Below are 26,546 nucleotides of genomic sequence, written 5' to 3'. Positions count from 1 at the left end.
CCATATAAAATTGCTATTCTGTCTGAATGCAAGCATTCACAGAAAGCAATTTTGCATGGCTCTGAATAGTTACAATTTATTTTATATATTTGTTAATAAAATCAAAAACGGTATCCCAATAGCTTTCGCCAAGAAGATAAAGTGAGTTAGCGTGGGTAGCACCTTTTGCTGTAAGCATTTGCTTGTTTGTGCCAGGTTTTGCTTCATAAAGCTCATTCATCATAGAATATGGGATAAAGTCATCTGCTGTTCCATGAATAAAAAGCATAGGCTTTTCGCATTTAGATACAGCAGTAAGTGAGCTTGCTTCTTTAAAATCATAGCCTGCCTTGTTAGATGCAATCAGGCTTGCAGTCTGCATCAGCGGAAATTCCGGAAGATTGAAGCGAAGCTTTAATTCATTTGCAAATATTTCCCAGGTGCTTGTATAGCCGCAGTCCTCAACAAATACTTTTACATTTTCAGGAAGTGTTTCACCAGAGGTCATCATGACAGTTGCAGCGCCCATGGAGACACCGTGCAGCACAATTTGGGCATCAGGGTCCTGCTCAATGATCCAGTTGATCCATGAGATAATATCGAGGCGGTCAAGCCAGCCCATACCGACATAATTGCCCTCGCTTTTTCCACAGGCGCGAAGGTCAGGTGCTACTACCTGATAGCCATTCTCATAGTAGCGCTGTGAAAACTCTGTCATTGAATTGTGATCGCAGCGGTAGCCGTGAATCACAATGGCCCAAAGGTGATCGCTGGCAGCAGCTTCATTTTTGTAGTATGCACCATAAAGATTTAAATTGTCATTTGACAAAATGGTAATATCTTTGGCAGGATGAGCCTCTTCAAAAAGGGCGGCTGAAAGACCCATTTGTTTTTTGGCATCATTTATGATTGTCTCTGCGTCAGCACTTTTTTGGGCTTCAATATTTGCGTCAGCATCATCAGAAACTGTACGGTTTCCACCGTCGCCGCCACGGCCGATAGCGTAGTTGACAAGATAATTTCCAGCAAAAAAATCTGTGGCAGAGGCCAAAACGACAACTGCGCCGCCAATTCCGGCAGCAGCTTTTTGTATAGCAGATAATTTATTGATATGTTTTTTCATTAAAGCTTAATGTCCTTTCAGTTAATGCGTTAATTATTGTAACAAAATCAGCTTGAAAATGCAATCGAAGGTTATGAAGAGTTGATTAAAATTCATTGAAAAAAAGTAAAATCAATTGTGTATAACATGAAATATGTGGTAAAATAAAAGAAAGGAAATTAAAATAAAAAAAACGGAGGTTTATTATGAAGGTTACAAGAGCGGCAAGTATACCGCTTGTTACGCATGATCCATATTTTTCAATCTGGTCATCCAGTGACCATTTATATGATACGGATACTGTTCACTGGACTGGTAAGCGCCAGCAGATTCGAGGATATTTGACTGTGGATAAAACTGTATATTGTTTTATGGGAGATAAGGAATTTCACCAAATATTACCTCAGATATCATTGGACGTGACAGCTACTGCGACAACATATACATTTGAAAACGATAAGGTGCGATTATGCTGTCGTTTTACGTCACCGCTTATTCTGAGTGATCCATTGCTTGTATCAAGGCCGTGTACATATATTGATTTTATGGTTGAGAAAAAGAATGCGGACAATGTACAGCTTGATTTTATTGTATCAGCTGATCTTGTGCGCCAAGAAAAGGACGAAGTGGCAGGCTTTGCTGGAACTTTTAAGCAGGAATTTTCCTACGCGTTTATGGGACGTATGCGTCAGCAGCCGCTTGGAAGCAGCGGTGATCATACGACAATTGACTGGGGTTATGTGTATCTTGCAGGAAATGATAAAAGCACGATTACATATGATGCAGCAAATGAAACAATTCGCTGTCAGGCAGCAAATTTAAATGGTCAGACTACACTTATTCTGGCATATGATGATCTTGCATCAATCAATTATTTCGGAGAGTGGAGAAAGGCGTACTGGACAACAAAATATAAGACAATTCTGGAAGCAATTTCAGCTGCCTTTGCAGATCAGAAAAAGGTTTGCAAGCAGGCATCAGAAATAGATTGTGAGATAGAAGCGAAGGCGAAAAAGATTGGCGGCGATGAGTATGCATTTTTATGTGTTATGAGCTATCGTCATGCTATTGCAGCGCACAAGCTGATCACAGATGAAGATCAGAATTTAATTTTTCTCTCAAAGGAAAATGATTCTAATGGTTGCATTGGAACTGTTGATGTAAGTTATCCGTCAGTGCCGTTATTTATGCTTTATAATACAGAATATGTTAAGGGAATGTTGCGCCCAATTTTTAGATTTGCAGACTGTGATGTGTGGACGTATGATTTTGCACCTCATGATGTAGGACGCTATCCATATGCGTGGGGGCAGGTATATGGCCGCTCAGATGAGGAAAATAGGCGTTTTCGCTCAGACAATCAATTTGTGTACCCGCCTTACTATATGTATCCGTCAGAAAGTAATGTATATGGTTTGCGTGATCAGATGCCTGTAGAGGAATGTGGAAATATGCTTATTATGACGGCAATGGTTTGCCGTATGGAGCAAAATGTTTCTTTTGCACTGCCATATATGGAAACATTAAAAAAATGGCGTGAATACCTGATACGTTATGGTGCAGATCCGGGTGAGCAGTTGTGTACAGATGATTTTGCCGGTCATCTTTCACATAATACAAACCTTTCTGTGAAAGCGATTATGGGAATCGAAGGATATGCTCAGATAGCAGCTTTGGCAGGTGAAAAAGATGAGGCAAAGAAGTACCATAAGATAGCAGCAGATATGGCATCAGACTGGGAAAAGCGCGCAAAAGCCGACGATCATTATCAGCTTGTATTTGGAGAAGGAAAAAAAGATACCTGGAGCTTAAAATATAACCTGATTTGGGACAAGCTGTGGAAGAGCGGACTGTTTTTGGATGAGGTGTATGAAAAGGAGATTGCTTATTATAAAAAGAAAGCAAACCGATATGGAACACCGCTTGATAGCAGAGCAGCTTATACAAAGAGTGACTGGATTCTTTGGTGTGCAGCGATGGACAATACAGCAGCACTTATACAGCCGGTGGCAGCATATTTGAAGGAAACAAAGACACGAGTGCCATTTTCAGACTGGTATCAGACTGATAGTGGAAGGTATTGCTATTTTATTGCTCGAAGTGTTCAGGGCGGCATTTTTATGCCAATGCTGGCAGAGCAAATTAAATAAATAGAATAGGAGACAACATGGAAAAGGCAAAAGTTTATTTTACTGATTTTAGAACATCAAATGGAGTTGGACTCCCGGAAAAGCTAAAAAGATTGTGCCGTAAGGCAGGTCTTCAAACAATGGATCTTGAAAATAAGTTTGTAGCGATCAAGATGCATTTTGGTGAGCTGGGAAATATTGCATATCTGCGTCCTAATTATGCAAAGGCAGTAGCAGACCTTGTTAAGGAAGCCGGCGGAAAGCCATTTTTGACAGACTGCAATACTTTGTATCCTGGTTCTAGAAAAAATGCATTGGAGCATTTAGATTGTGCGCAGGAAAATGGATTTAATGAAATAACAACAGGATGTCATGTTATTATCGGAGATGGTCTTCGCGGTACAGATGATTGTATTGTTCCTGTTGAGGGCGGTGTATATTGCAAGGAAGCGTACATCGGAAGAGCTGTTATGGATGCAGATGTGTTTATTTCACTGACGCATTTTAAAGGTCATGAATCAACAGGTTTTGGAGGAGCACTGAAAAATATCGGTATGGGATGCGGAAGCCGTGCAGGAAAGATGCATCAGCACAGTCAGGGAAAGCCAGTTGTAAATGCAGATCTTTGCAGATGCTGTAAGCGCTGTGCAAAGGAATGTGGATCAGATGCGATTTTCTTTGATACAGGAAAGGCTGTAATTCATGAGGATATTTGTAAGGGCTGCGGACGCTGTATCGGTGCCTGTTCATTTGATGCAATTCATAATCCAAATGATAATGCAAATGAAATTTTAGGATGCAAGATTGCAGAGTATACAAAAGCAGTTGTAGATGGTCGTCCTCATTTTCATATAAGTTTGATTGTAGATGTTTCTCCAAACTGTGACTGTCATCCAGAAAATGATGCGGCTATTCTGCCAAATATCGGTATGTTTGCATCATTTGATCCGGTAGCGTTAGATCAGGCATGTGCAGATGCATGTCTTAAGGCAGATCCAATGCCAAACTCTCAGCTATCAGATAATCTTGCAAAACCAGATTGGCATCGTCATCATGATCATTTTATGGATTCCAATCCGAATGTGCGTTGGAAGGAAACGCTGGAACATGCAGAAAAGATTGGACTTGGAAATAGAGAGTATGAATTAATTAAATTTTAAAGAAAACCGCGGTGATTTCGTTCACCGCGGTTTTTTTGAAGAAATTTAGTTTTTATAATTTAGTTCTTATCGCAGATCATGCTGTGAATCTCCTGAAGAGATTTTACATCAGAATCAGAATGCTGCTGAACATAGTGGATACCCTTTGCGGTAGCTCTTGCTGCAGCGATTGTAGTCATGTAAGGAATCTTGCCCTTGATAGCTGCCTTACGCAGGTAACTGTCATCGTGAGCGCTGTCCTTACCAACTGGTGAGTTAACGATCAGATCAATCTTTCCATTAGTGATAAGGTCTAAGATATTTGGACGGCCTTCCTGAAGCTTATTAACACGCTCAGCTGGAATGCCGGCTTCATTAATCAGTCTGCAGGTGCTTTCTGTCGCCAGAATCTTAAATCCACACTCATGGAAGAGCTTTCCAATCTCAACAACTTCATCCTTGTCCTTGCGGTTTACAGAAATAAGAACAGTTCCAGAAAGTGGGAGAGATGTCTGAGTAGCTTCTTGTGCCTTGTAGAATGCTTCTCCATAGTAGGTAGAAAGACCAAGTACCTCACCAGTAGAACGCATCTCCGGTCCGAGCAGAGGGTCAACCTCTGGGAACATGTTGAATGGGAATACAGCTTCCTTAACACCATAGTAAGGAATGCTCTGCTCCTTTAACATTGGAACTGGTGACGGACGTCCTGTCAGCTCAGAGGTAATGATATCAGTTGCAATCGGAACCATGCGGATATTACATACCTTAGAAACAAGCGGAACGGTACGAGATGCACGTGGATTTGCTTCAAGTACATAAACCTTACCGTTTTCGATTGCATACTGCATGTTCATAAGACCCTTTACATGCATTTCCTCAGCGATCTTTCTGGTGTATTCCTTAATGGTTTCAACATTTTCAGGTGTAATGTGAACAGAAGGAATGATACATGCTGAGTCACCGGAGTGAATACCAGCAAGCTCAATATGCTCCATTACAGCTGGAACGAATGCGTGTGTACCATCACTGATTGCATCAGCCTCACACTCAAGTGCATGATTTAAGAAGCGGTCAATCAGAATCGGGCGGTCTGGTGTTACGCCAACAGCTGCCTTCATATAGCTTGTCAGGTTCTCGTCATCGTAAACAACCTCCATACCACGTCCACCAAGAACGTAGGAAGGACGAACCATAACAGGATAACCAATTCTTTTTGCGATTGCAAGAGCTTCATCTACAGTAGTAGCCATACCAGACTCTGGCATTGGAATCTCTAACTTGTCCATCATAGCACGGAACAGGTCGCGGTCCTCAGCAAGATCAATAACTGCAGGAGAGGTTCCCAGAATCTTTACACCATTTTTCTCAAGCTGTGCAGCTAAGTTTAATGGAGTCTGTCCACCGAACTGAGCGATAACGCCAACCGGCTTTTCCTTCTTGTAGATGCTTAAAACATCTTCAAGTGTTAATGGCTCAAAGTACAGCTTATCAGATGTATCGTAGTCTGTAGAAACGGTTTCTGGATTACAGTTTACAATAATAGTTTCAAATCCAAGCTTCTTTAAAGCAAGAGATGCATGAACGCAGCAATAATCGAACTCAATACCCTGACCAATACGGTTTGGACCACCGCCAAGAATCATAATCTTTGGCTTATCGCTATTTACTGGGTTCTTATCTGGTGCATTATAGGTAGAGTAGTAGTATGCGCTGTCCTTTGTACCGCTTACATGAATACCTTCCCAAGCTTCTTCAACGCCAAGCTCGATGCGGCGATTGCGAACATCATCTTCAGATACAGCAAGAAGCTGGCTTAAATATTTATCTGAGAAACCATTCTTCTTTGCAGAGATAAGCTGTGCATTAGATGGAAGCGCACCCTTGCATGCAAGCAGTGCTTCTTCTTCATCAACAAGCTCCTTCATCTGCTCGATGAAATACTTCTTTACCTTTGTAATCTCAAAGATTTCATCAACAGTGGCACCCTTTCTAAGTGCTTCATACATGATGAAATGACGTTCACTTGATGGTGTAATTAAGAGCTTTAACAAATCTTCCTTTGTCTTTGCATTGAAGTCCTTTGCAAAGCCAAGACCATAGCGGCCAATCTCAAGGCTTCGGATTGCCTTCTGGAAAGCTTCTTTGTAAGTCTTTCCGATACTCATAACTTCACCAACAGCGCGCATCTGTGTGCCAAGCTTATCCTGAACACCCTTAAACTTCTCAAATGCCCAGCGAGCAAACTTGATAACAACGTAGTCACCGTCTGGAACATATTTATCAAGAGTGCCATACTTTCCACATTCAATATCCTTTAAGGTCAGTCCGGCTGCCAGCATAGCAGAAACAAGAGCAATCGGGAAACCAGTTGCCTTAGATGCAAGAGCGGAAGAACGAGAAGTTCTTGGATTGATCTCAATGACAACGATACGATCACTAACAGGGTCATGAGCGAACTGCACGTTTGTACCACCAATTACACGTACGGAGTCAACGATGCGATAAGCCTGCTCCTGAAGACGCGCCTGAAGCTCCTTGGAAATGGTAAGCATTGGAGCAGCACAGAAGGAATCACCTGTATGAACACCAAGAGGGTCAATATTTTCAATGAAACATACAGTGATCATGTTTCCTTCTTCATCACGAACAACCTCTAACTCAAGCTCTTCCCAACCAAGAATGGACTCCTCAACAAGAACCTGGCCTACAAGACTGGCCTGAAGACCTCTTGCACAAACGGTCTTTAACTCTTCCTTGTTGTATACAAGACCACCGCCGGCACCTCCCATTGTGTAGGCAGGACGAAGAACAACTGGATAGCCAAGCTTATCAGCAATTGCGAGTGCCTCATCAACTGAATAGGAAACTTCACTGCGTGCCATTTCAATGCCGATCTCATTCATTGATTTTTTAAATTCAATACGATCCTCACCACGTTCAATAGCATCAATCTGAACACCGATTACCTGAACGTGATATTTGTCCAGAATGCCCTCTTTTGCAAGTTCTGAACAAAGATTCAAACCAGACTGACCGCCAAGATTTGGAAGAAGTGCGTCCGGACGCTCTTTTGCGATAATCTGTTCAAGACGATGTACATTGAGCGGTTCAATGTAGGTAACATCGGCAATTTCCGGGTCTGTCATGATGGTTGCCGGGTTGGAGTTAACCAGGACAATTTCATAACCTAACTTGCGAAGAGCCTTACAAGCCTGTGTTCCGGAATAGTCAAATTCGCAGGCCTGACCAATAATAATGGGGCCAGATCCGATAATCAAAACTTTGTTGATGTCTGTTCTCTTTGACATGATATTCTCCTTTAGTCGTTTTTTGTAGATCAAAGCGGGATAAGAGACTTCCTTAACCTTTCTTATTATAAAGGAAAATTCAAAAATATGATAGAGGGAAATTCAAAAAAAAGTTAAATTTCGTGATTTTCTCTAATTTTTTTCCAACCATCAACAAGATCTGGACCGTCCTCTCGAATAAATACAGGTATTTCATCGATTGGAGCAGTTACATGAAGTGTCTGACCGCCCTCGTAAACTTCACCATTCATGAGCAATGTCCATTTATTGCCAGATGGAAGATAAACATCGCGCTCATTCTGATCCTCGTAAAGAATCGGTGCAACGAGGATAGAAGGTCCAAACATATATTGTTCCTTTAATTCCCAGCAAACATCCTGCTCTGGGAAATCGTAAAACATTGGACGCATAACAGGCTTGCCGTACAGATGAGCTTCCTCCATCAGTTTTCTTGTATATGGACGCATCAGCTCTCTTAAGAAGATATAGCGTGTTAAAATTATTTCATTTTCTGCACCATAGCTCCAAATTTCATTGTCACCGCCAGTAAAGAGCGCCGGACGACCATCTGCGTGAAATACACGTCTGTCATCGCAGTCACGATCACCGTGCAGACGCATAACAGGGCAAAATGTTCCCCACTCAAACCAACGAACAAAAAGCTGTTGGAAACGTGGATCTTCTGGACGTGCACCTGAAAAGCCGCCGATATCAGTTGTCCACCACGGAATACCAGCAATTCCCATATTTAATCCTGCACTGACCTGACGACGGAATGTTGGCCAGTCACTGTGGATATCACCAGACCAAACGAGTGCACCATAGCGCTGGCTGCCAGCCCACGCACAGCGGACAAGATTTACAACTGTTTTTTCACCCTGCTCCTTCAGACCTTCATAGAAGGTACGGGAAAAATACTGAGGATAAACATTTCCAATCTGGATATCTGGTCCAAGATAGTAGCGATAGTTATCATAATCATAGCCAAGATATTCAGGCTCTGCTTCATCCAGCCAGAATACGCGGATACCTTTATCATAATAGTTTTGACGGCATTTATCCCATACATAGCGGCGTGCAGCAGGATTAGTAGGATCAAAGAAAACACTTTCACCGCCAAAACGCATACAAATTTCAACACCGTGCTCTGTTTTAACGAGGAGTCCTTTTTGCTTCATTTCTGCAAAATTTTCACTTTGCGTGTCAATCTGCGGCCATACAGAAACCATAAGCTCCATGCCCATCTCTTTTAATTCCTTAACCATGGCATCAGGATCTGGGAAGAATTCTTCTTCAAATCGGAAATCACCCATTTTTGGCCAGTGGAAGAAATCACATACAATCACATCGACTGGGATTTTTTTCTCATGGTACTTTCTGGCAACAGAAAGAAGCTGCTCCTGATTCCAATAACGAAGCTTGCACTGCCAAAAGCCAAGTCCATATTCTGGCATCATTGGTGTAGTTCCAACAGCTCGTCCATATGCCTGCTCAATTTCATCAGGGGTATCTCCGGCTGTAATCCAATAATCCATCTGCTTGGTGCTTGCTGCATACCAGTCTGTCACATTTTTTCCAAATGTAACCTGACCAATAGCTGGGTTATGCCATAAGAAGCCATAGCCAAGACTGGAAAGAACGAAAGGAACACTTGCCTGAGAATTTCTGTGTGCAAGTTCAAGTGTGGTATATTTTAAGTCAAGATCATCCTGCTGATACTGACCCATTCCAAACAGCTTTTCATTTTGAGCAGATGCGAAGGAAACATGCAGGTTGTAAGCACCGCCAATAATTCCGTGGAAGCGTCTGCTGTCTTTATTGAGAGCACCGCCGTCGCCTGTTTCTTTAAGCAGCAGCTTTTTGTTCTGGTTGTAGTAGGAAATGACACATTTGTGATTCCAGTTGCTTACTTCAATGCGTGCTGTTATTTTTCCGTTTGTAATACTTGCTTCATATTCGGATACTGAAATCGATGTTACAATTGCTTTATCAGCTTCATTCAGCTCAATAAGTGCATAGTCAGTATCACAGATTGGACCCTGCATAACAGAGCGAACACGCAGACTATTCTTGCCCCAAGGTTCAATACGTAAAAGTTCTCCATCATTTTCGTAAATAAGGGCATTGCCCTCTTGATGCATAGTATTCATAAATCCACCTTTCTGTCAATTATCATCTTGTATTGACATCATTTGATAGCTTTATCATACAAAAAATAAAAAAGAAATACTTGAAAAATGGTATCAAAAAGTAGCACTATATTGCGCATTTTTTTAAAATGTGTTACGATATAGAAAAGAAAGGGGCGTGAAAATGAGTACACAGAAAAAAGATCAATATAGAGAAACAGTACCTCACAAATCTCATTTTGTTCCAGTGTCTGTTCATACAACAAAAATAGAAATTCCTACAGAAACAGATGGTGTAGCAGCGCTGCCAGAAAAAAACTTCCCAGCACTTTATCTTCACTGGCATCCAGAACTGGAGTTTTTCTATGTGGAGGAAGGAGAAGTAGAGTTTTTTATTGAAAATCATGCATTTCTTTTAAAGAAAGGAGATGGTATTTTCGTGCCTCCAAAGCTTATGCATTGGGCAAGAACTAAAGGGACTGTTTTATTTCATGCCGCAGTAGCTGATCCGCTATGGCTTATTTCACCGCATAACTCAGAATGCTTTCAAAAATATATGTATCCTGTTTGCAGTGGATCATGGAAGTATGCCGTAACATTTACGTCAGAAAAAAATTGGCATAAGGAAATATTAACGCAGCTGAAATTTATATTTTCTATGGATGAGGAGAAAATTGCAGCAAAGGAACTTTTGATTCAGGGAACGTTTTTAATGATCTGGCAAAAATTGTATGATCATCATTTAAAGTCATTTTATCCAGATGCAAAAAAAAGAAGGCCGCAGCTTGAATATCTGCAAAAATCAGTGTCATATATTGAGACACATTACATGGAAGATTTAACGCTTGAAGAACTTGCCAGTCTGGTTCATCTAAGCAGAGGTCAATTTTGCAGATTGTTTCAGGCATGGACAGGAATGACACCATTTTGTTATCTAAACAGATGCAGAGTGTTAAACAGCAGCCAGATGCTTGCCAGATCTTCCAAAAAAATCAGTGAGGTAGCGTCATTATGTGGCTTTAACAGCATAAGTTATTTTAACCGCACATTTCTAAAAATAACGGGAATGACTCCATCTTCGTATCGTAAGGAAATGGCTCTTATACAAAATCATGAAATATAATTGTAAGAAAATAGTCTGGATTTATAGAAATAGAAATAGTATAATATATATAGAAGTATAAGAAAAACTGAAAAAGGAGGGTTTTGCTATGAAATTAACATTTAATGGAGCTGCTCATGAAGTGACAGGAAGCTGTCATTGTCTGGAGGCATGTAATAAGAAGATTATTGTTGATTGTGGCATGGAGCAGGGACGTGATATTTATGTGAATGAAGAACTGCCGTTTCCAATTTCCCAGATTGATTATGTTTTTCTGACGCATGCGCATATTGATCACTCTGGAATGCTGCCGTATCTTTATAAAAATGGTTTTCGTGGAAGTATTTTTGCAACAAAGGCAACGACGCAGCTATGTCGAATCATGTTGAAGGATAGCGCTCATATTCAGGAGTCTGAAGCAGAGTGGAAAAACAGAAAAAATAAGAGAAGTGATGCAGAGCCGGTGGTTCCTGTCTATACTATTGAGGATGCAGAAAATGTGCTGACATATTTTGTTCCATGTGAATATGAAAAAAAGATTGATATTGCACCGGGCATTCAAATCAGGATGAGAGATGTTGGCCATTTGCTTGGGTCAGCGTCTATTGAGGTATGGTTGACAGAAGCAGGACATACAAAGAAAATTGTGTTCTCCGGTGATATTGGAAACACGAATCAGCCATTGATTAAAGATCCATCATATGTGGACGATGCCGATTATGTTGTTATGGAATCAACGTATGGAAATAGAAGTCATGATCAGGGCATTTCTCTTTTAGACTGTAAAAGCGAGTTAAAGCAAATTTTAAAGGAGACACTTGCTGCCGGCGGAAATTTAGTGATCCCTTGTTTTGCAGTTGGACGTACACAGGAAATATTATATTTTTTAAGGCAGCTTAAGGTAGATCATGAACTGCCAGAATTTGAACATACAGAAGTCTTTGTGGATAGTCCGCTTGCTGTGGAGGCTACAAATATTTTTATGACAAATACACAGGAATGCTTTGATGAGGAAGCCATGGCACTTGTGCGTCAGGGAATTAATCCGATTCGTTTTCCGGGACTTCGATTGTCCGTCAGCGTAGAGGAATCACGTGCTATCAATGAAGATCCAAAACCCAAGGTCATTCTCTCAGCATCTGGCATGTGCGATGCCGGACGAATCCGCCATCATTTAAAACATAATCTTTGGCGGCCAGAATGCACCATTTTATTTGCTGGTTATCAGGCAGAGGGAAGCCTTGGCTGCGTGCTGTTAGGCGGTGCAAAAAATATAAGACTTTTTGGAGAAGAAATTTGTGTAAAGGCACGAATTGCACGCATGACGGGAATAAGCGGTCACGCAGACAGAGAAGGACTTGTGCGCTGGGTAAGCCATATTGCACCTAAGCCAACACATGTATTTGTTGTTCATGGAGAGGATACTGTCACAGATTCATTTGCATCTCTTTTGACAACTACCTATGGGATTAATGCAACGGCACCATACACAGGAGAATCGTGGGATTTGCTGTCAGATCAAAAAATTCGTGAAGGAACAAGAGAGTATGTTAAGAAGGATTATCAGCCAAGAGAAGGCCGGATGAGTGATGTATATCGAAAACTGTTTGATGCAGCACAGCAGCTTCTTGCTATTGTAAAAAAATACAGAGAAGGTGCCAATAAAGATATTCGCCGTTTCACAGAAGATATTGAAAAGTTGTGCAGACGTTGGGATAAATAAAAATAATAAAAAGCTTGACATTGCATATTTTTGTGATATACTGTGCGTAACAATTACAGACAAAAAGCATTGACGAGGAGGAGTACATGCAGTTTCCGGATGGACAGAGAGAAATTGGTTGGTGAAAAATTTCGTGAAGGACGCATGGAAGTAGCCTTTGAGCTTTGGATCGAACAGGTATAGTTTTTATAGCTTTAGTAGACTCCAACGGAGATTCCCACCGTTATCAAGGGAAGCAATATCGGAATTAAAAATAGATTCTCGTATTGTATTGAGTGCAGAAGTATTTCTGAATCTAGGTGGTACCACGGACATGTATGTTCGCCCTGGGCGTTTGGCTCAGGGCGTTTTTTTGTCTGTGTTGGATAATCTTTATATTCAGGAGGAATCTGTAATGGAAAAAAAGTATGATTTTCAAAAGGCAGAGAAAGCATTGGAGAAAATGTGGCAGGAGAATGATATCTATCGCTATCAGAATGGAAAAGAGAGAAAAATCTTTTCAATTGATACGCCGCCGCCGACTGTAAGCGGAAAGCTTCATATTGGTCATGTATTTTCCTATACACAGGCAGAGATGATTGCGCGCTTTAAGAGGATGCAGGGATACGATGTATTTTATCCATTTGGTTTTGATGATAATGGACTGCCGACAGAGCGCTTAGTTGAGCGCGATGAGAAAATTCGGGCAAATCAGATGCCTCGAAGTGAATTTCGGGCAAAGTGTATGAAAACGATAGGAACTTACGAGGGCGAGTTTAAAGAACTGTGGAGTCGTCTGGGTTTTAGTGTAGACTGGAATTTGCAGTATCAGACAGTATCAGATCGGGCACAAAGAATTTCACAGCGCTCTTTTATTGAGCTGGCAAAGAAGAAAAAAGCCTACATGAAGACATCTCCAGTACTGTGGTGTACTGAATGCCAAACTTCAATTGCACAGGCCGAGCTTGAGACAAAAGAGTGTGAGACGGTATTTAACTATCTGAATTTTACTACACCTATTGGCAATCTCTTGATTGCGACAACAAGACCAGAACTGCTTGCTGGATGCGCCTGCATTTTTGTTCATCCAGATGATACGCGATATAAGAAGTTTATCGGTCAGAAAGCAATAGTTCCGTTATATGATTTTGAAATTCCAATTCTTGCAGATGATACTGTAGCGATGGACAAGGGAACTGGCGTAGTTATGTGTGCATCATTTGGTGATTCAGCCGACGTTGAGTGGTATCAGAAGCATAAGTTAACATCTAAGGAAGTGATTCTTGCAGATGGAACAATCAGCGAGAAGATTGATTTTATAGGGAAAATGACTGTAAAAAAGGCCAGAGCGTATATCATTGAATTACTAAAGAAGCAAAATCTTTTGGTAAAACAAGAGACGATTCGCCATATGGTTGCTGTTCATGAGCGCTGTCAGCATGAGGTTGAGTTCATTATGTCAAAACAGTGGTATATTGATGTTCTCTCAGAGAAGGACCGTTTTTTAAAGGCAGCAGATGAGATTCGATGGCATCCAGAGCATATGAAGAACCGCTATAAAATTTGGGTTGAAAACTTAAAGTGGGATTGGTGTATTTCAAGACAGCGTTATTTTGGTGTTCCATTTCCAGTATGGTACTGCAAAAAGTGTGGCAAACCGATTTTTGCAGAGGAGAGCCAACTGCCAGTAAATCCGCTTGAGCAGAGTCCATTAAAAGCATGTACGTGCGGCTGTAATGAGTTTATTCCAGAGACGGCTGTGTTTGATACATGGGCAACATCGTCAGTAACACCATTAATCAATGCACACTATAAAGAGACTGACGACATTTCGGATGAGATTTTTCCAATGGGAATGCGAAGTCAGGCACATGAGATCATTCGTACATGGGCATTCTATACTATCGTAAAGAGTCTGTATCATACAGGACAGGTTCCGTGGAAAGATATAATGATTAGTGGTTTTGTCTTGGCAAAGCCGGGAGAAAAAATTAGCAAGTCAAAAAATAATGCGTCCAATTCACCGATGATGCTGATAGAAAAACATTCTGCGGATGCGATGCGCTACTGGGCGGCAAACAGCAAGCTAGGAACAGATACATTTTTCAGCGAGGAAGAACTAAAAATTTCAAAACGGTTTTTAAATAAGCTGTACAATGCATCTAAATTTGTAATTCTTCAGTTGAATGAGTTTACACCAGAGAATGCGATGAAGGAAGAAAAAATGCTTCCGATAGATCGCTGGATCATGGAACGCGTAAATGAGACAACGATTCGCGCAGCACAGCTTCTAAACGAATTTGAGATCGGACAGGCACGCCATGAAATTGATGAGCTTTTTTGGAGCGATTTCTGCGATTTTTATATTGAAATTGCAAAAGAACGCCTTTATCAGCCACAAAAGCATGGAGAAGAAAATTGCAGGTCTGGTCAGACTGCACTGTATTACAGTCTTCTTGGAATCCTTAAGCTGTATGCGATTTATACACCGTATATGACAGACTATATCTTTCAGGAATATTATCGTCAATACGAAAAAGAGATTTCGCTGCATCAGACTATTTGGCAAACGAAAACGACACAGACAGAGTATCTTGAATTTGGCGAACATGTAAAGGCAACACTGACACAGGTAAGAAAAGATAAGACGCAAAAACAGATGTCGATGAAAGATCCTATTGAAAAGCTGACGATTACATGCCCAAAAGCGTATCGGGAATTTTATCAAAAGACACTTGGCGATCTTTATGCCTGTACGGCAGCAGAGAAGATTCAGATTCGAAGTTAAGGTTGCAGTTCACGGATAAGCTAATATTTGCACTTGTCACATTTTTGCTGATATGCTAAAATCATGGTGAAAATAAGTGGAAATTAAGTGAAAATTGAAACTATTAAATATAGAAAGGAAAGAAAAATGAGACTTATTATTGTTCGCCATGGCGATCCAAATTATGAGATTGACTCTTTGACAGAAAAAGGATGGAGAGAAGCAGAATTTCTTTCTGTTCGCATGGAAAAACAGCTGCAGAAGGAACATACCTATATTTATACATCACCGCTTGGCCGTGCAAAGGATACAGCATCCTTGACCTTAAAGAAGCTTGGTATGACAGCGACTGAGTTTAAGTGGCTTCGTGAGTTCGAGGCACCGGCGATTGATGAGGATACTGGTACTTATAAGGTTTGTTGGGATTTGCTTCCTGCTCGTTGGACAAGTGAGCCAGCATATTATGATAAGGATCAGTGGATGAACACACCATTTATGAAAAAGGCAAAGGCAGATACTGAATCAGCATGGGTGTATGATGGTCTGGATTCACTGTTAAAAAAGCATGGATATACAAGAGAGAATGGCTATTATCGTGCAGAGCATTCAAACAGGGATACGATTGTGCTGTTTTGCCATTTTGGTGTAGAGTGCGTGATGCTTGGTCATCTGCTTGGAATATCACCAGTTGTTCTTTGGCATGGGACAGCAGCGGCACCGTCTTCTGTGACAACATTGTACACAGAGGAGAGAAGAGAAGGTATTGCAAGCTTTCGTATGCAGTCCTTTGGAGATCAGTCTCATTTATATGCAGCAGATGAGCCGGCATCCTTTGCAGCACGATTTTGTGAAACATATGATAATAATGAAGAAAGACATGATTGATCGTGTACTTTTTTGACCGGGGGCAAATGCTGCCCCCGGTTTTTTATTATAAAAAGCAGCTTGACATTGAAAAAACAACATCGTATAATTACCGATGGTAACTAAATAATTATCAGCGGTAATTATATAGAAGATTACTATAATTGACCACCAAAACAAGAAAGGAGAAAACATGGATTCTGAGAAAATAAAACGGATGCTTGATGCCTGCTATATGGCAAAAAGAATCAGAGAACTGCTTCCAAAGCTTCCAGATGGTGTTAGTCCGGCATATATCCAATATCTTGATGTTATTCATACGTTGCAGAAAACAAAAGAGTATGTGAAGGTATCTGATATTAGTGATGCGTTAAATCTTCCAAGACCAGGTGTCACGAGAACAGTCAAAGCTATGGAAGAGAAGGGATATCTCAAGAAGATTTCTTCAGACGAAGACGGGAGAGTTACGTATATTGCGATTACAAAAAGTGGAGAAGAATTGTCTGATAAGTACGACAGAAACTATTACAGCAGACTGGCTCCGTATCTGGACATGATTTCTGATGAGGAAGCAGATTGTATGATTCAGACAATAAAGAAATTTTATCAGGTCATGAGCGAAAGGAGAGTTGACATTGAGTAGAGAAAAAGTAAATGATAAGGCAGATTTCACGCAAGGCAGCATACTTGGAAAATTAATTCCATTTATGATTCCGATTCTTGGTGCACTTGTGCTGCAGGCAGCATATGGCGCAGTTGATCTTCTTGTGGTGGGAAGATTTGGAACGACATCTGGTCTTTCAGCAGTATCGACAGGAAGTCAGGTATTAAATCTTGTAACATTTGTGATAACACAGTTCGCAATGGGTATTACAGTTTTGATTGCCAGATATATTGGCGAGAAGAGAACACAGTCAATTGGTGCACTGATTGGCGGTTCTGTAGTTGTATTTGCGGTAATGTCAGCAGTGCTGTTTGTTATAATGATCGTGTTTTCGCGTCCGATTGCTGTATTGATGCAGGCACCAGAGGAAGCAGTAAGTCTGACATCTGTTTATGTAAAGATATGCGGAAGTGGTATTTTCTTTATTGTTGCTTATAATGTTCTTTCTGCTATTTTTAGAGGACTTGGAGACAGTAAGTCACCATTGATATTTGTTGCAGTTGCATGTGTTATCAATATTGCAGGAGATTTAATATTAGTAGCAGGGTTTCATATGGATGCAGCAGGTGCAGCGATTGCGACTGTAGCAGCACAGGCTGTAAGTGTTGTGTTTGCATTATGGATGCTGATGAAAAAGAAGCTTCCATTTAAAATCACAAAAGCTGATTTTAAGGTTAATAGCCACTGCAAGCGTGCACTGAAAATTGGTCTTCCATTAGCACTTCAGGAATGCTTGACTCAGATTTCATTCCTTGCACTTTGTGCATTTGTCAACCGTCTGGGATTAGAGGCTTCATCTGGATATGGTGTTGCGTGTAAAATTGTAAATTTTGCGATGTTGATTCCAAGTTCCTTAATGCAGTCAATGGCATCATTTGTATCACAAAACGTTGGAGCAGGAAACGAAAAAAGAGCTAAAAACGCGATGTTTACTGGAATTGGTGTAGGTGTTTTGATTGGAATGGTTGTGTTTGCCATTGTTCTTCTTAAGGGGGATCTTTTGACAGGAATATTTACAACAGACGCCGATGTTATACAAAAAGGATATGATTATCTTAAAGGTTTTGCACTGGAGACAATTGTTACCGCTATATTATTTAGTATGATTGGTTATTTTAACGGACACGATCAGACTATGTGGGTAATGGCACAGGGACTGATCCAGACATTGCTTGTTCGTCTTCCGCTGGCATATTACATGAGTATTCAGCCAAATGCAAGTCTTACAAATATAGGATTTGCAGCACCAGTGGCAACGATTTTTGGAATTGTCTTAAATATAGGATTCTTTGTGTGGATGAATAAAGCCAGAAAGTGTATTTAAAAAAGAACATAGTGTAGTATGCTTGACAAAAAAATATTTTTTAAGTAAGCTAGAAAAGCATGAAAGATGCAAAAAAGTTACATAAAGTATACGCAGGAAAGTGCCAATGCGGGCGCTTTTTGGGAAGGAATATGAAATGACAATCGAAGAAGCAGTTTGCTACTTAAAAAAGCAGGATTTAGCAGCACTTGAAGTTGGTACCTACCAGGTAAATGATGATTTTTATTTTATGATTCAGGAGTATGAGACAAAGCCAGCAGAGAATTGCCGTCTGGAGACTCATAATTGTTATGCAGATATTCAGTGGATCATTTCCGGTGAGGAGGAGATCGACACTGTAAGCAGAACTGGTTTAGAGGCAGATGAGGAATATGATGAAAAGCGTGATGTTGCATTCTGGAAGGAGCCAGAAGAAATGTGTCAGTCCATTCTGACAACAGGTTCTTACGCAGTACTTCCTCCGAGCATTGCTCATAAGCCGCAGATGCGTGCTGGAAAAGAAGCTTGTCACGTAAAGAAGTGCGTAGCAAAAGTTAAATGGCAGGCTTAATCTATGTATGAGATTATGACATCAGATGAAGCAATCCGTTTGATTCGGGATGGAGACTGTATATGTGTTAATTCCTTTGTGGGAATTGAAAATCCAGTGGAGCTGCATGAGGCACTTTATCGCCGCTATCAGAAAATGCAGTCACCTACCCATCTGACAATTGTTTCTAGTGCAGGATTTGGCGTGTGGGATACTGAACACAATGCTGAAGGATACATTCGTGACGGGGCAGTAGACAGGTTGATTTGTGGTCATTTTGGTGCTATGATGAGCACAAAAAAGCTTGTGTTGGAGGATCGCTTTGAGGCATACAATTTGCCGCTTGGCTGTATTTCTCATGCGATTCGCGCACAGGCAGGGGGACTTTCAGGTGCACTTTCAAAGGTTGGTCTTGATATATTTGTCGATCCGAGAATGGAGGGACCAGGAATCAACCGAGTTTCGATTGACGATTCGCTTGTAAAGCATGTAGAAGTGGATGGTGAGGAGTTTCTTTATTATAAGCTTCCGAAAATAACAATTGCGCTGATAAAGGGAACTGCGGCAGACCATAAGGGAAATATTACTTTTGACGATATGTTTATGTCTGGCGATGCACTTTCCATTTGTCAGGCTGTAAAGGCAAACAGAGGAAAAGTAATTGTCCAGGTAGATAGGCTGGTAGACACGCCGTCACGACCGCGAAATGCTATTATTCCGGGCTGTCTGGTAGATGCGATTGTAGTTGCAGAGCCACAAGAGCGAAATGAAGCGTATACAGCGCTGACGGGAAGCTTTGAAATTCCATATGAGGAATGGCATACCTGGAGTGAGAAGATTGATCAGGCATCAGAAAAGATGCTCAAGGATAATACAATCGGAAAAATCATTGGAAGACGAGCTGCCAAAGAGCTTAGGGTTGATGATATTGTTAATATTGGAATTGGCATTCCAGAGATGGTTTCACGCTATGCAAGAAAGAGCGGCATGCTCGATATGGTAACACTGACTGTTGAATCAGGTGGTATTGGCGGTTTTCCAGTTTCGGGTGAGGCGTTTGGCGCGATGATCGGAGCTGCGTCCGTCTACGACATGGCAAACCAGTTTGATCTTTATGACAATGGCGGTTTGGATATATGCTTTATGGGTGCACTTGAGGTTGATCAATATGGAAATATTAATGCACACAGAGGTCCAGGTGCATTTGCTGGTATTGGTGGATTTGCCAATATAACTGCAAAGACACCAACTGTTGTATTCTGCATGAGCTTTAATGCAAAAGGCTTAACTGTATCACAAAAAAGTGGTGAGATTACTATTGAAAAAGAAGGATCAGTACCTAAATTTGTAGAGCATGTTAATAGCATAAGCTTTTCGTCAAAGCGTGCAATCGAAAATGGACAGAAGGTTTTGTATGTGACAGAGCGCTGTGTATTTAGACTGACACCTAAGGGACTTAAACTTATTGAGGTGTATCCTGGTATTGACGCGAAGCGTGATATTCTTGACCAGCTTCCGTTTGAGGTAGAATACAAACAGTAAAAACATATATTTTACAAGAACAGTACAAAAGAGAAGATAGGGTCAAGGCCCACTTCTTTTAGTGCTGTTTTTTTGCAAGTAGAGAACAAAAGGAGAAGCTATGAAATTGATACATATTTCTGATCTGCATCTTGGAAAGCGGATCAATGAATTTTCAATGCTGGATGATCAGCGTTATATTTTGGAGCAGGTAGTCAAAATTTGCGTAGAAGAGCATGCAGACGCACTCCTTTTGGCGGGAGATATTTATGACAGACCTATTCCACCGACTGAGGCTGTTATGATGTTAGACTGGTTTTTTAATGCACTTGCAGCGCAAAAAATTAAAGTATGTGCTGTCAGCGGCAATCATGATTCAATGGAGCGCATTGCGTTTGGTGCAGGGCTGATGAAGCAATCAGGCGTGTACTTGTCTACAGTATATGATGGCAGTACACAGAAGGTTATATTGACAGATGAATTTGGAGAAGCACAAGTTTACCTTTTGCCATTTGTTCGTCCGTCTATTGTGCGCCGTGCACTGGGACAAGAGGAAATTGAGTCATATCAGGATGCAGTTTTTGCGGCAGTAAAACATATGGATATTGATACGAAAAAGCGAAATATTTTGGTGGCACATCAATTTGTTACGGGTGCAGGCCGCTGTGATTCGGAGGATATTGTTGTTGGCGGAGTTGATAATATAGATGCATCTATCTTTGAAGCATTTGATTATACGGCACTTGGTCATATTCATAGTCCGCAGAATATAAAAGAAAATGTGCGTTATTGCGGAACTTTATTAAAATATTCAGTTTCCGAGGTAGGACAGGAAAAATCAGTTACTGTTATCGAGATGGGAAAAAAGAATGATATTGTTATTCGCACAATTCCATTAATTCCAAAGCATGATCTTAGGGCAATTCATGGCTCTTATATGGAAGTGACAGCGCGCACATTTTATCAGGGGACAGCTACGGATGATTATGTGCAGATTACGCTGACAGATGAGGAAGATATTCCAGATGGAATGCAGAAGCTTCGCACTATCTATCCAAATCTTCTTGGTCTTTCTTATGACAATCTAAGAACAAGAACGCAGCAGACAATAGATTTTGACAGTAAGATTAAGAAAAAGAGTGAGAAACAGCTGTTTGAAGAGCTTTACGAAAAGCAGAACAATCAGCCAATGAGTATAGAACAAAAACAATTTGTAGAAGAACTGTTTACGCGATTACAGGAGGACAAATCATGAGACCACAAGTGTTAACAGTCAGTGCGTTTGGACCATATGCAGGAGAGATAACGATTGATTTTGAACGTCTGGGGACGCAGGGACTTTATCTGATTACTGGAGATACTGGAGCAGGAAAAACAAGCATTTTTGATGCTATCACATTTGCACTATATGGAGAAGCCAGCGGTGAAGTGCGTGATCCGCAGATGTTTCGCAGCAAATATGCGAAAGCAGAGATAAAAACATATGTAGAGCTCACCTTTTGCTATAGGGGAGAGAAGTATCGCGTAAAAAGAAATCCAGAGTATCAGCGACCTAAGGGAAGAGGAACAGGCTTGACACTTCAAAAGGCAGAGGCAGAGCTTGAATATTTGTCAGATTCGAGCAGACCGATTGTGTCAAAGTCTAAGGATGTCACAAGAGCTGTAACAGAAATTTTAGGCTTGGATTATCGCCAATTTACGCAGATTGTTATGATTGCCCAGGGAGATTTTCAAAAGCTTCTTTTTGCTGACACGGCGACTAGAAAAGAAATTTTTAGACGAATATTTCATACAGAAAAATTTCAGCAGTTTCAGGATGCTCTTAAGGCAGAACTTAGCCGACAAAAAGAAGCATATGAGGATCTGCGAAAAGGCATTAGTCAGGAACTAAGCATGGCAGTCTGCCCTAATGGTGCTATTGAAGAGCCTGAATGGAACATATTAAAGAAAAATGGCTTTGACGGTCAGACACTTCGGGCAATTGAGTTAATTGAAGGATTTTTGTCAGCAGGGGAAGAAAAGTATCAGATGCTCAAAAAAGAGGAGGAAGAACTTTCATGCAAACAGCGTACACTTGCCGTTTATGAAGAAAAGCTTCAGCGGTATAAAGAAACTTGTGAGAGTGTCAAGGAAAAAGAAAAACGATTAGAAACTTTGCTGCCAAAGGTGATAAAGGCACAGGAGTTTTTTTATGATCAGGTTAACAAACAGCCAAGACAAAAAGAGTTAGAAGCAAAAAAACATCGTCTGCAGCAGGATAAGCAGTTGTGCGAGGCAGTTCAATCAGAAGAAAAACAGCTTATACAAGTAAAAAATGATCTTAAAGAGAAAGAAAACACGCAATTAAGACAGTCTGAGGAAAGAAAAAAGCAGACACAGTGTATAGAAGAAATGAATCGTCAGCTAGAACTATTAAAGGATTGTGAGGTGGCATATTCTCAGGCGCTTTTGCAAATGAAGCAGATTGAAAAGCAAAAAAATGAGTGGGAAGAGATTCAAAAGCAAAAATTAGAAGCGGAAGAAACAATTTGTGAATTGAAGCAGTCTATTCAGTCTGTCTTTGATCAGAGAAAACAGCAAGAAGAACAGATAAAGGCTTGTGAAATTGAGATAGAAAAGCTGTCTGACGCAGGAAGAGAGGAACAGCGCTGTCAAAGTCTGGTAGAGGATAGAAAGCATCAGCTTGATCAGTATCAGACAAGCTATGCAGAGTATAAAAGTACATGCGACTGTCAAAAAAAGAAGGAGCAGTCAATCATTCAGCAAAAAGAGCAGCTTGATAAGCTTAATGAGATGATACAGAAAAAAGAGCAGCTTTGTGAAGAACTTAAAGACTGCGATGTACTTTTGGAACAGAAAAAAGCACAGATAAAGGAGAATGACTATCGCCTTGAGGAACTTACTAAATTTGAAAAACAGCTGAAAGAAGAAAAAGAGAAGGAGCGTATACATACAGAGCTTCAAAAAAAGTGTAAAATTTATATAGAGTCATATGAAAGCTGCCAGTCAGAGTGGAAGCAGGCATGGACATGTTATCTGAATGCGCAGGCAGGAATTTTAGCCGAAGGACTTGAAGAGGGCAAGCCTTGTCCAGTGTGCGGTTCTGTGCATCATCCTGTTCTGGCCGCAAAGAATTTACAGACAGTGAGCCGTGAAGAACTTGATGAAATGCAAAAGAAAACAGATGAAGCACAAAGAAAAGCAGAAAAGGCAAGTGCCGCGGCACAAGCAAGTTACGCTCAGCTTCAAAAGCTGCGTCAGAATATGTTTGATGAAATTATAAAATGGCTTAAGAGTGAAGAAGTAATATTTGAATCAATTAAGACATGTGATCAGGCAGAAGAATTACTAAAGAAAAGCTTCAAACAGCTATGTCAAAAAAAAGAACAGCTTTTGACACAAAAGACAAGCTTAGAACAACAAAGCACGACGTATCATTGCCTAACAACAGAACTTGTAAATGCTAAAGAAAAACAGCAGTTTGCTGTCAGCCAGCTTCAAAAGGAAAAAGAAAATTATGCAGTGCTGACCGATAAGGCGGCGAGCATGAAAAAGTCGCTTGATCAGATTGCAGCTGATAAAAATGAGACAGAAAAGAAAACATTTTTGACGAAACAATTGCAGCAGGCAAAGGAGGCGCTTTTTAAGGCAGGCAAGAATATTGCGTATGCAAGATCATTAAAGGAAAAAGAAGATGAGCTTAAGAAAAGCAAAGAAAATTTGCTGCAAAAAGAGCAAGAGCAAAGGACAAACCTTGATGGTATGCTAGGAAAGCTTGATATTACAAAAGTCCAAATTGAAAAGCTCAAGAAAGAAGTAGAAAGTGATTTTGCGATTGCCAAATTGTATGAGGATAAAAAAGAGCAGGTAAACAGGCTTAGGGCAGAGACGGAAAATAAGGATCGGCTGCAAAAAGCACTTTTGCAGGAACAGACAAAAAAAGAAAAAGCAGATGAGGCATTTCAGCAGCTAGAGATTTTAATTGCAGAGGAGCGAGCCACAAATCAGGAACGAGAAAACAGTCTGAGACAAAAATATGATTATTTGCAGGCACAGAATGCGCAGTGGGACGGCCAAAGCGCACAAGAACTTTGTTTATGTTTGCAAGAGCAAATGGAACGAATTGAGAGCGAGCAGCAGCAAATTGAGCAGGTATATCAGGCAGCACAAAAAGAGATGCACAGCCTGAAGGCAGATGAGCAAATCTTAAGAAACAGCATAGAGGAGGGGAAAAAGCAGATTCTTTCGATACTAGAAGACAATGGCGGTACAATGCCAGAGGAAGAACTGGTAAAAAAAGAACAGGAGGAATTGTCGATTAAAAAAGAGAAAACTTCACAGGAATGTCGGACTTGGTTTGCCGAGAATGAGAAGAATCGTGCTGTACTTCTTGGCGTTAAGAAACACCAGACAGTAATGCAGGAAACAGAGAAAAAATATGTTTGGGTGCGTGAACTCTCAAACACAGCAAACGGTCAGGTTACAGGAAAGCCTAAAATTGAGCTTGAAACATATGTTCAGATGGCTTATTTCGAGCGCATACTGCGCCGGGCAAATGTGCGTTTAATGACGATGAGTCAGGGACAGTATGAGTTAAAGCGTCGTGAGGATGCCGAAAATAAAAAAGAAAAAGCAGGACTTGATTTAAATGTTATCGATCATTACAATGGAAGTGAGCGAAGTGTACGGACACTTTCGGGCGGCGAGAGCTTTCAGGCAGCTTTGTCCCTTGCACTTGGTCTTTCAGATGAGATACAGTCAATAGCAGGTGGCATTCAGATTGATACGATGTTTGTGGATGAGGGATTTGGCTCATTAGATGAGGCAGCACTTTCGCAGGCATTAAAGGCACTTGCAAATCTGGCAGACAAAAATCGTATGGTTGGCATCATTTCACATGTGGCAGAGCTAAAGGATTCTATTAACAAAAAGATTCTTGTCACAAAGACGATGGGAACAGACGGTCCTGGCAGCTATATAAAAATCGAAACAAATTAAAATCATAAAACATAGAAAAATGAAAGGAAGGAAAAGAAGAATGAATGGACTACAAAAAGAAATTGAAAATAGACATCTTCCAGAGCTAATGCGCTTGGAGAATGGAGATGCGGTAACAAATTGCGCGAATTGGAAGCTTCGCCGGGAAGAAATTAAAAAGTTATTGTGTCATGAATATATGGGAGTAACACCAGAAAATATCAAATCTACATTTGAATGTGTGGGTGTGGATGAAGATGCATATGGTGGAAAGGCAACTGAAAAAACAATAAAAGTTCAGTTAGCAAATAATAATGATGCATACGAGTTTCTATTTAAATTGATTTTGCCAAAGTCAGCAAAGGAAAAGATACCTGTATTTCTACATCTGCAGTTTAATGAACTTGTGGCTGGAGGCTTGGGAGAAGAAATAATAGATAACGGATATGCAATTGTGCACGTCTGCTATCAGGATATTGATCCAGATGACAGTAAGGAGAGCTTTTTAGGTGTAAGCCGCTTTGAAAAAGATTGGATTAAGAAAGATCGTTGGGGTAAGATTGCAGTTTGGGCATTTGGAGCAAGCAAAATAATGGATTATTTACAGACTGTAGTACAGCTTGATCATGCCCGCATTGCAGTAATAGGTCATTCACGTCTGGCGCTGACAGCCCTATGGTGTGCTGCTATGGATGAGCGTTTTTCTCTTGCTGTGGCTGGAAATTCAGGAAGTCTTTACCGTGGCAGTCAGGCAGAAAGTTTTCGTGATCTGTCACGTGAATATACACGTTACTGGTTTTGCCCGAATTTGTTTCGTGATGATCGTGATGCAAATGATTTGCCATTTGACATGCATTTTTTAATTGCACTTATTGCACCTCGCTATGTTTGCCTGACAGGAGCTACGCGCGATCTCTGGGCAGATGCGCATTCTGAGGTACTAAGCGGACTTGCTGCCAGTCCAGCTTTTGAAATATTAGGACAGAAAGGACTGATTTGCCAAGATGAAATATTGCCAGATACCTTATATGATGAAGGAAATATTTCATTTTTCCTTCGCGCAGGTACACATTTTCTGGGACGTGATGACTGGCATGCGGTAATGAAGTATCGAGAAGAAAAAAATATATAAAATCATAATGACAATAAGTAAAACAAAAAGTGCCGTTAATCTAAGCTAAAGAAGCTTTGGATTAGCGGCATTATAATGCAGAAAATTTTAAATTTCCTCAAGGTCAGTTGGAAAAGTAAATTCCAGTTCCAGTAGGTCATAACCGGAACTTACCATTGCAAAAACAGTGGTGGAAGTA

At 40.7% G+C, this 26,546-nt stretch carries 16 protein-coding genes and 1 other annotated feature; of the genes, 13 read left to right on the top strand and 3 right to left on the bottom strand.

The features are described 5' to 3' along the window. Positions 1-76: 76 nt before the first annotated feature. Positions 77-1,102, bottom strand: coding sequence for an alpha/beta hydrolase (locus LKD48_RS14220; protein ID WP_308732364.1), 1,026 nt, complete (start codon positions 1,100-1,102; stop codon positions 77-79). Between the two features lie 185 nt (positions 1,103-1,287). Here LKD48_RS14220 and LKD48_RS14215 point away from each other — a divergent pair, with 185 nt between their 5' ends. Both LKD48_RS14215 and LKD48_RS14210 read left to right on the top strand, forming a co-directional pair. Then, positions 1,288-3,231: a glutaminase domain-containing protein gene (locus LKD48_RS14215; RefSeq protein WP_308732363.1), complete on the top strand. Its 1,944-nt coding sequence runs from the start codon at positions 1,288-1,290 to the stop codon at positions 3,229-3,231. Between the two features lie 17 nt (positions 3,232-3,248). Beyond that, positions 3,249-4,370: a DUF362 domain-containing protein gene (locus LKD48_RS14210; RefSeq protein ID WP_308732362.1), complete on the top strand. Its 1,122-nt coding sequence runs from the start codon at positions 3,249-3,251 to the stop codon at positions 4,368-4,370. 59 nt (positions 4,371-4,429) lie between these two features. Here LKD48_RS14210 and carB read toward each other — a convergent pair whose 3' ends face one another. Both carB and LKD48_RS14200 read right to left on the bottom strand, forming a co-directional pair. Then, complete coding sequence (gene carB / locus LKD48_RS14205) at positions 4,430-7,657, bottom strand: carbamoyl-phosphate synthase large subunit (RefSeq protein ID WP_308732361.1); 3,228 nt, start codon at positions 7,655-7,657, stop codon at positions 4,430-4,432. A gap of 113 nt (positions 7,658-7,770) precedes the next feature. After that, on the bottom strand, positions 7,771-9,807 hold the full coding sequence (locus LKD48_RS14200) for a glycoside hydrolase family 31 protein (protein WP_308732360.1): 2,037 nt from the start codon (positions 9,805-9,807) through the stop codon (positions 7,771-7,773). Positions 9,808-9,970: 163 nt separating this feature from the next. On the opposite strand from LKD48_RS14200, the gene LKD48_RS14195 reads away from it, so the two are divergent. The 11 genes from LKD48_RS14195 (at position 9,971) to LKD48_RS14145 (ending at position 26,368) form a co-directional block, all read left to right on the top strand. Next, positions 9,971-10,909, top strand: a complete 939-nt coding sequence (locus LKD48_RS14195) for an AraC family transcriptional regulator (RefSeq protein WP_308732359.1) — start codon at positions 9,971-9,973, stop codon at positions 10,907-10,909. Between the two features lie 88 nt (positions 10,910-10,997). Beyond that, the gene (locus tag LKD48_RS14190; protein WP_308732358.1) at positions 10,998-12,611 is read left to right on the top strand and encodes an MBL fold metallo-hydrolase RNA specificity domain-containing protein; all 1,614 of its coding nucleotides are present in this window, start codon (positions 10,998-11,000) and stop codon (positions 12,609-12,611) included. A gap of 60 nt (positions 12,612-12,671) precedes the next feature. After that, positions 12,672-12,943 (top strand) — a binding site (T-box leader). A gap of 62 nt (positions 12,944-13,005) precedes the next feature. Beyond that, a complete protein-coding gene (locus LKD48_RS14185) occupies positions 13,006-15,378 on the top strand; it encodes a valine--tRNA ligase (protein ID WP_308732357.1) in 2,373 nt (790 codons plus the stop codon). A 126-nt stretch (positions 15,379-15,504) separates the two neighbouring features. After that, entirely contained in the window at positions 15,505-16,242 is a 738-nt protein-coding gene (locus LKD48_RS14180) for a histidine phosphatase family protein (protein WP_308732356.1), read from the top strand. Positions 16,243-16,414: 172 nt separating this feature from the next. Continuing rightward, positions 16,415-16,864 (top strand): MarR family winged helix-turn-helix transcriptional regulator, encoded by a 450-nt coding sequence (locus LKD48_RS14175; RefSeq protein WP_118613830.1) that lies wholly within the window; start codon positions 16,415-16,417, stop codon positions 16,862-16,864. A gap of 64 nt (positions 16,865-16,928) precedes the next feature. Next, a complete protein-coding gene (locus LKD48_RS14170; RefSeq protein WP_308732365.1) occupies positions 16,929-18,209 on the top strand; it encodes an MATE family efflux transporter in 1,281 nt (426 codons plus the stop codon). A 136-nt stretch (positions 18,210-18,345) separates the two neighbouring features. Further along, complete coding sequence (locus LKD48_RS14165; RefSeq protein WP_308732355.1) at positions 18,346-18,759, top strand: NanQ anomerase/TabA/YiaL family protein; 414 nt, start codon at positions 18,346-18,348, stop codon at positions 18,757-18,759. A 3-nt stretch (positions 18,760-18,762) separates the two neighbouring features. After that, positions 18,763-20,280: a CoA-transferase gene (locus LKD48_RS14160; protein ID WP_262535790.1), complete on the top strand. Its 1,518-nt coding sequence runs from the start codon at positions 18,763-18,765 to the stop codon at positions 20,278-20,280. A 100-nt stretch (positions 20,281-20,380) separates the two neighbouring features. Further along, positions 20,381-21,514 carry an exonuclease SbcCD subunit D gene (locus LKD48_RS14155; RefSeq protein WP_308732354.1) on the top strand — a complete coding sequence of 378 codons (1,134 nt, stop codon included), beginning with the start codon at positions 20,381-20,383 and terminating at the stop codon, positions 21,512-21,514. Further along, positions 21,511-25,257: an AAA family ATPase gene (locus LKD48_RS14150; RefSeq protein ID WP_308732353.1), complete on the top strand. Its 3,747-nt coding sequence runs from the start codon at positions 21,511-21,513 to the stop codon at positions 25,255-25,257. The genes LKD48_RS14155 and LKD48_RS14150 overlap by 4 nt, the downstream gene beginning before the upstream one ends. Before the next feature lie 40 nt (positions 25,258-25,297). Then, positions 25,298-26,368 (top strand): glucuronyl esterase domain-containing protein, encoded by a 1,071-nt coding sequence (locus LKD48_RS14145; protein WP_308732352.1) that lies wholly within the window; start codon positions 25,298-25,300, stop codon positions 26,366-26,368. Positions 26,369-26,546: the final 178 nt, after the last annotated feature.

This window comes from Anthropogastromicrobium aceti (genome assembly GCF_020687335.1).
Classification (GTDB): domain Bacteria; phylum Bacillota; class Clostridia; order Lachnospirales; family Lachnospiraceae; genus Anthropogastromicrobium; species Anthropogastromicrobium aceti.
This window is presented reverse-complemented; position numbering and strand designations above follow the sequence as displayed.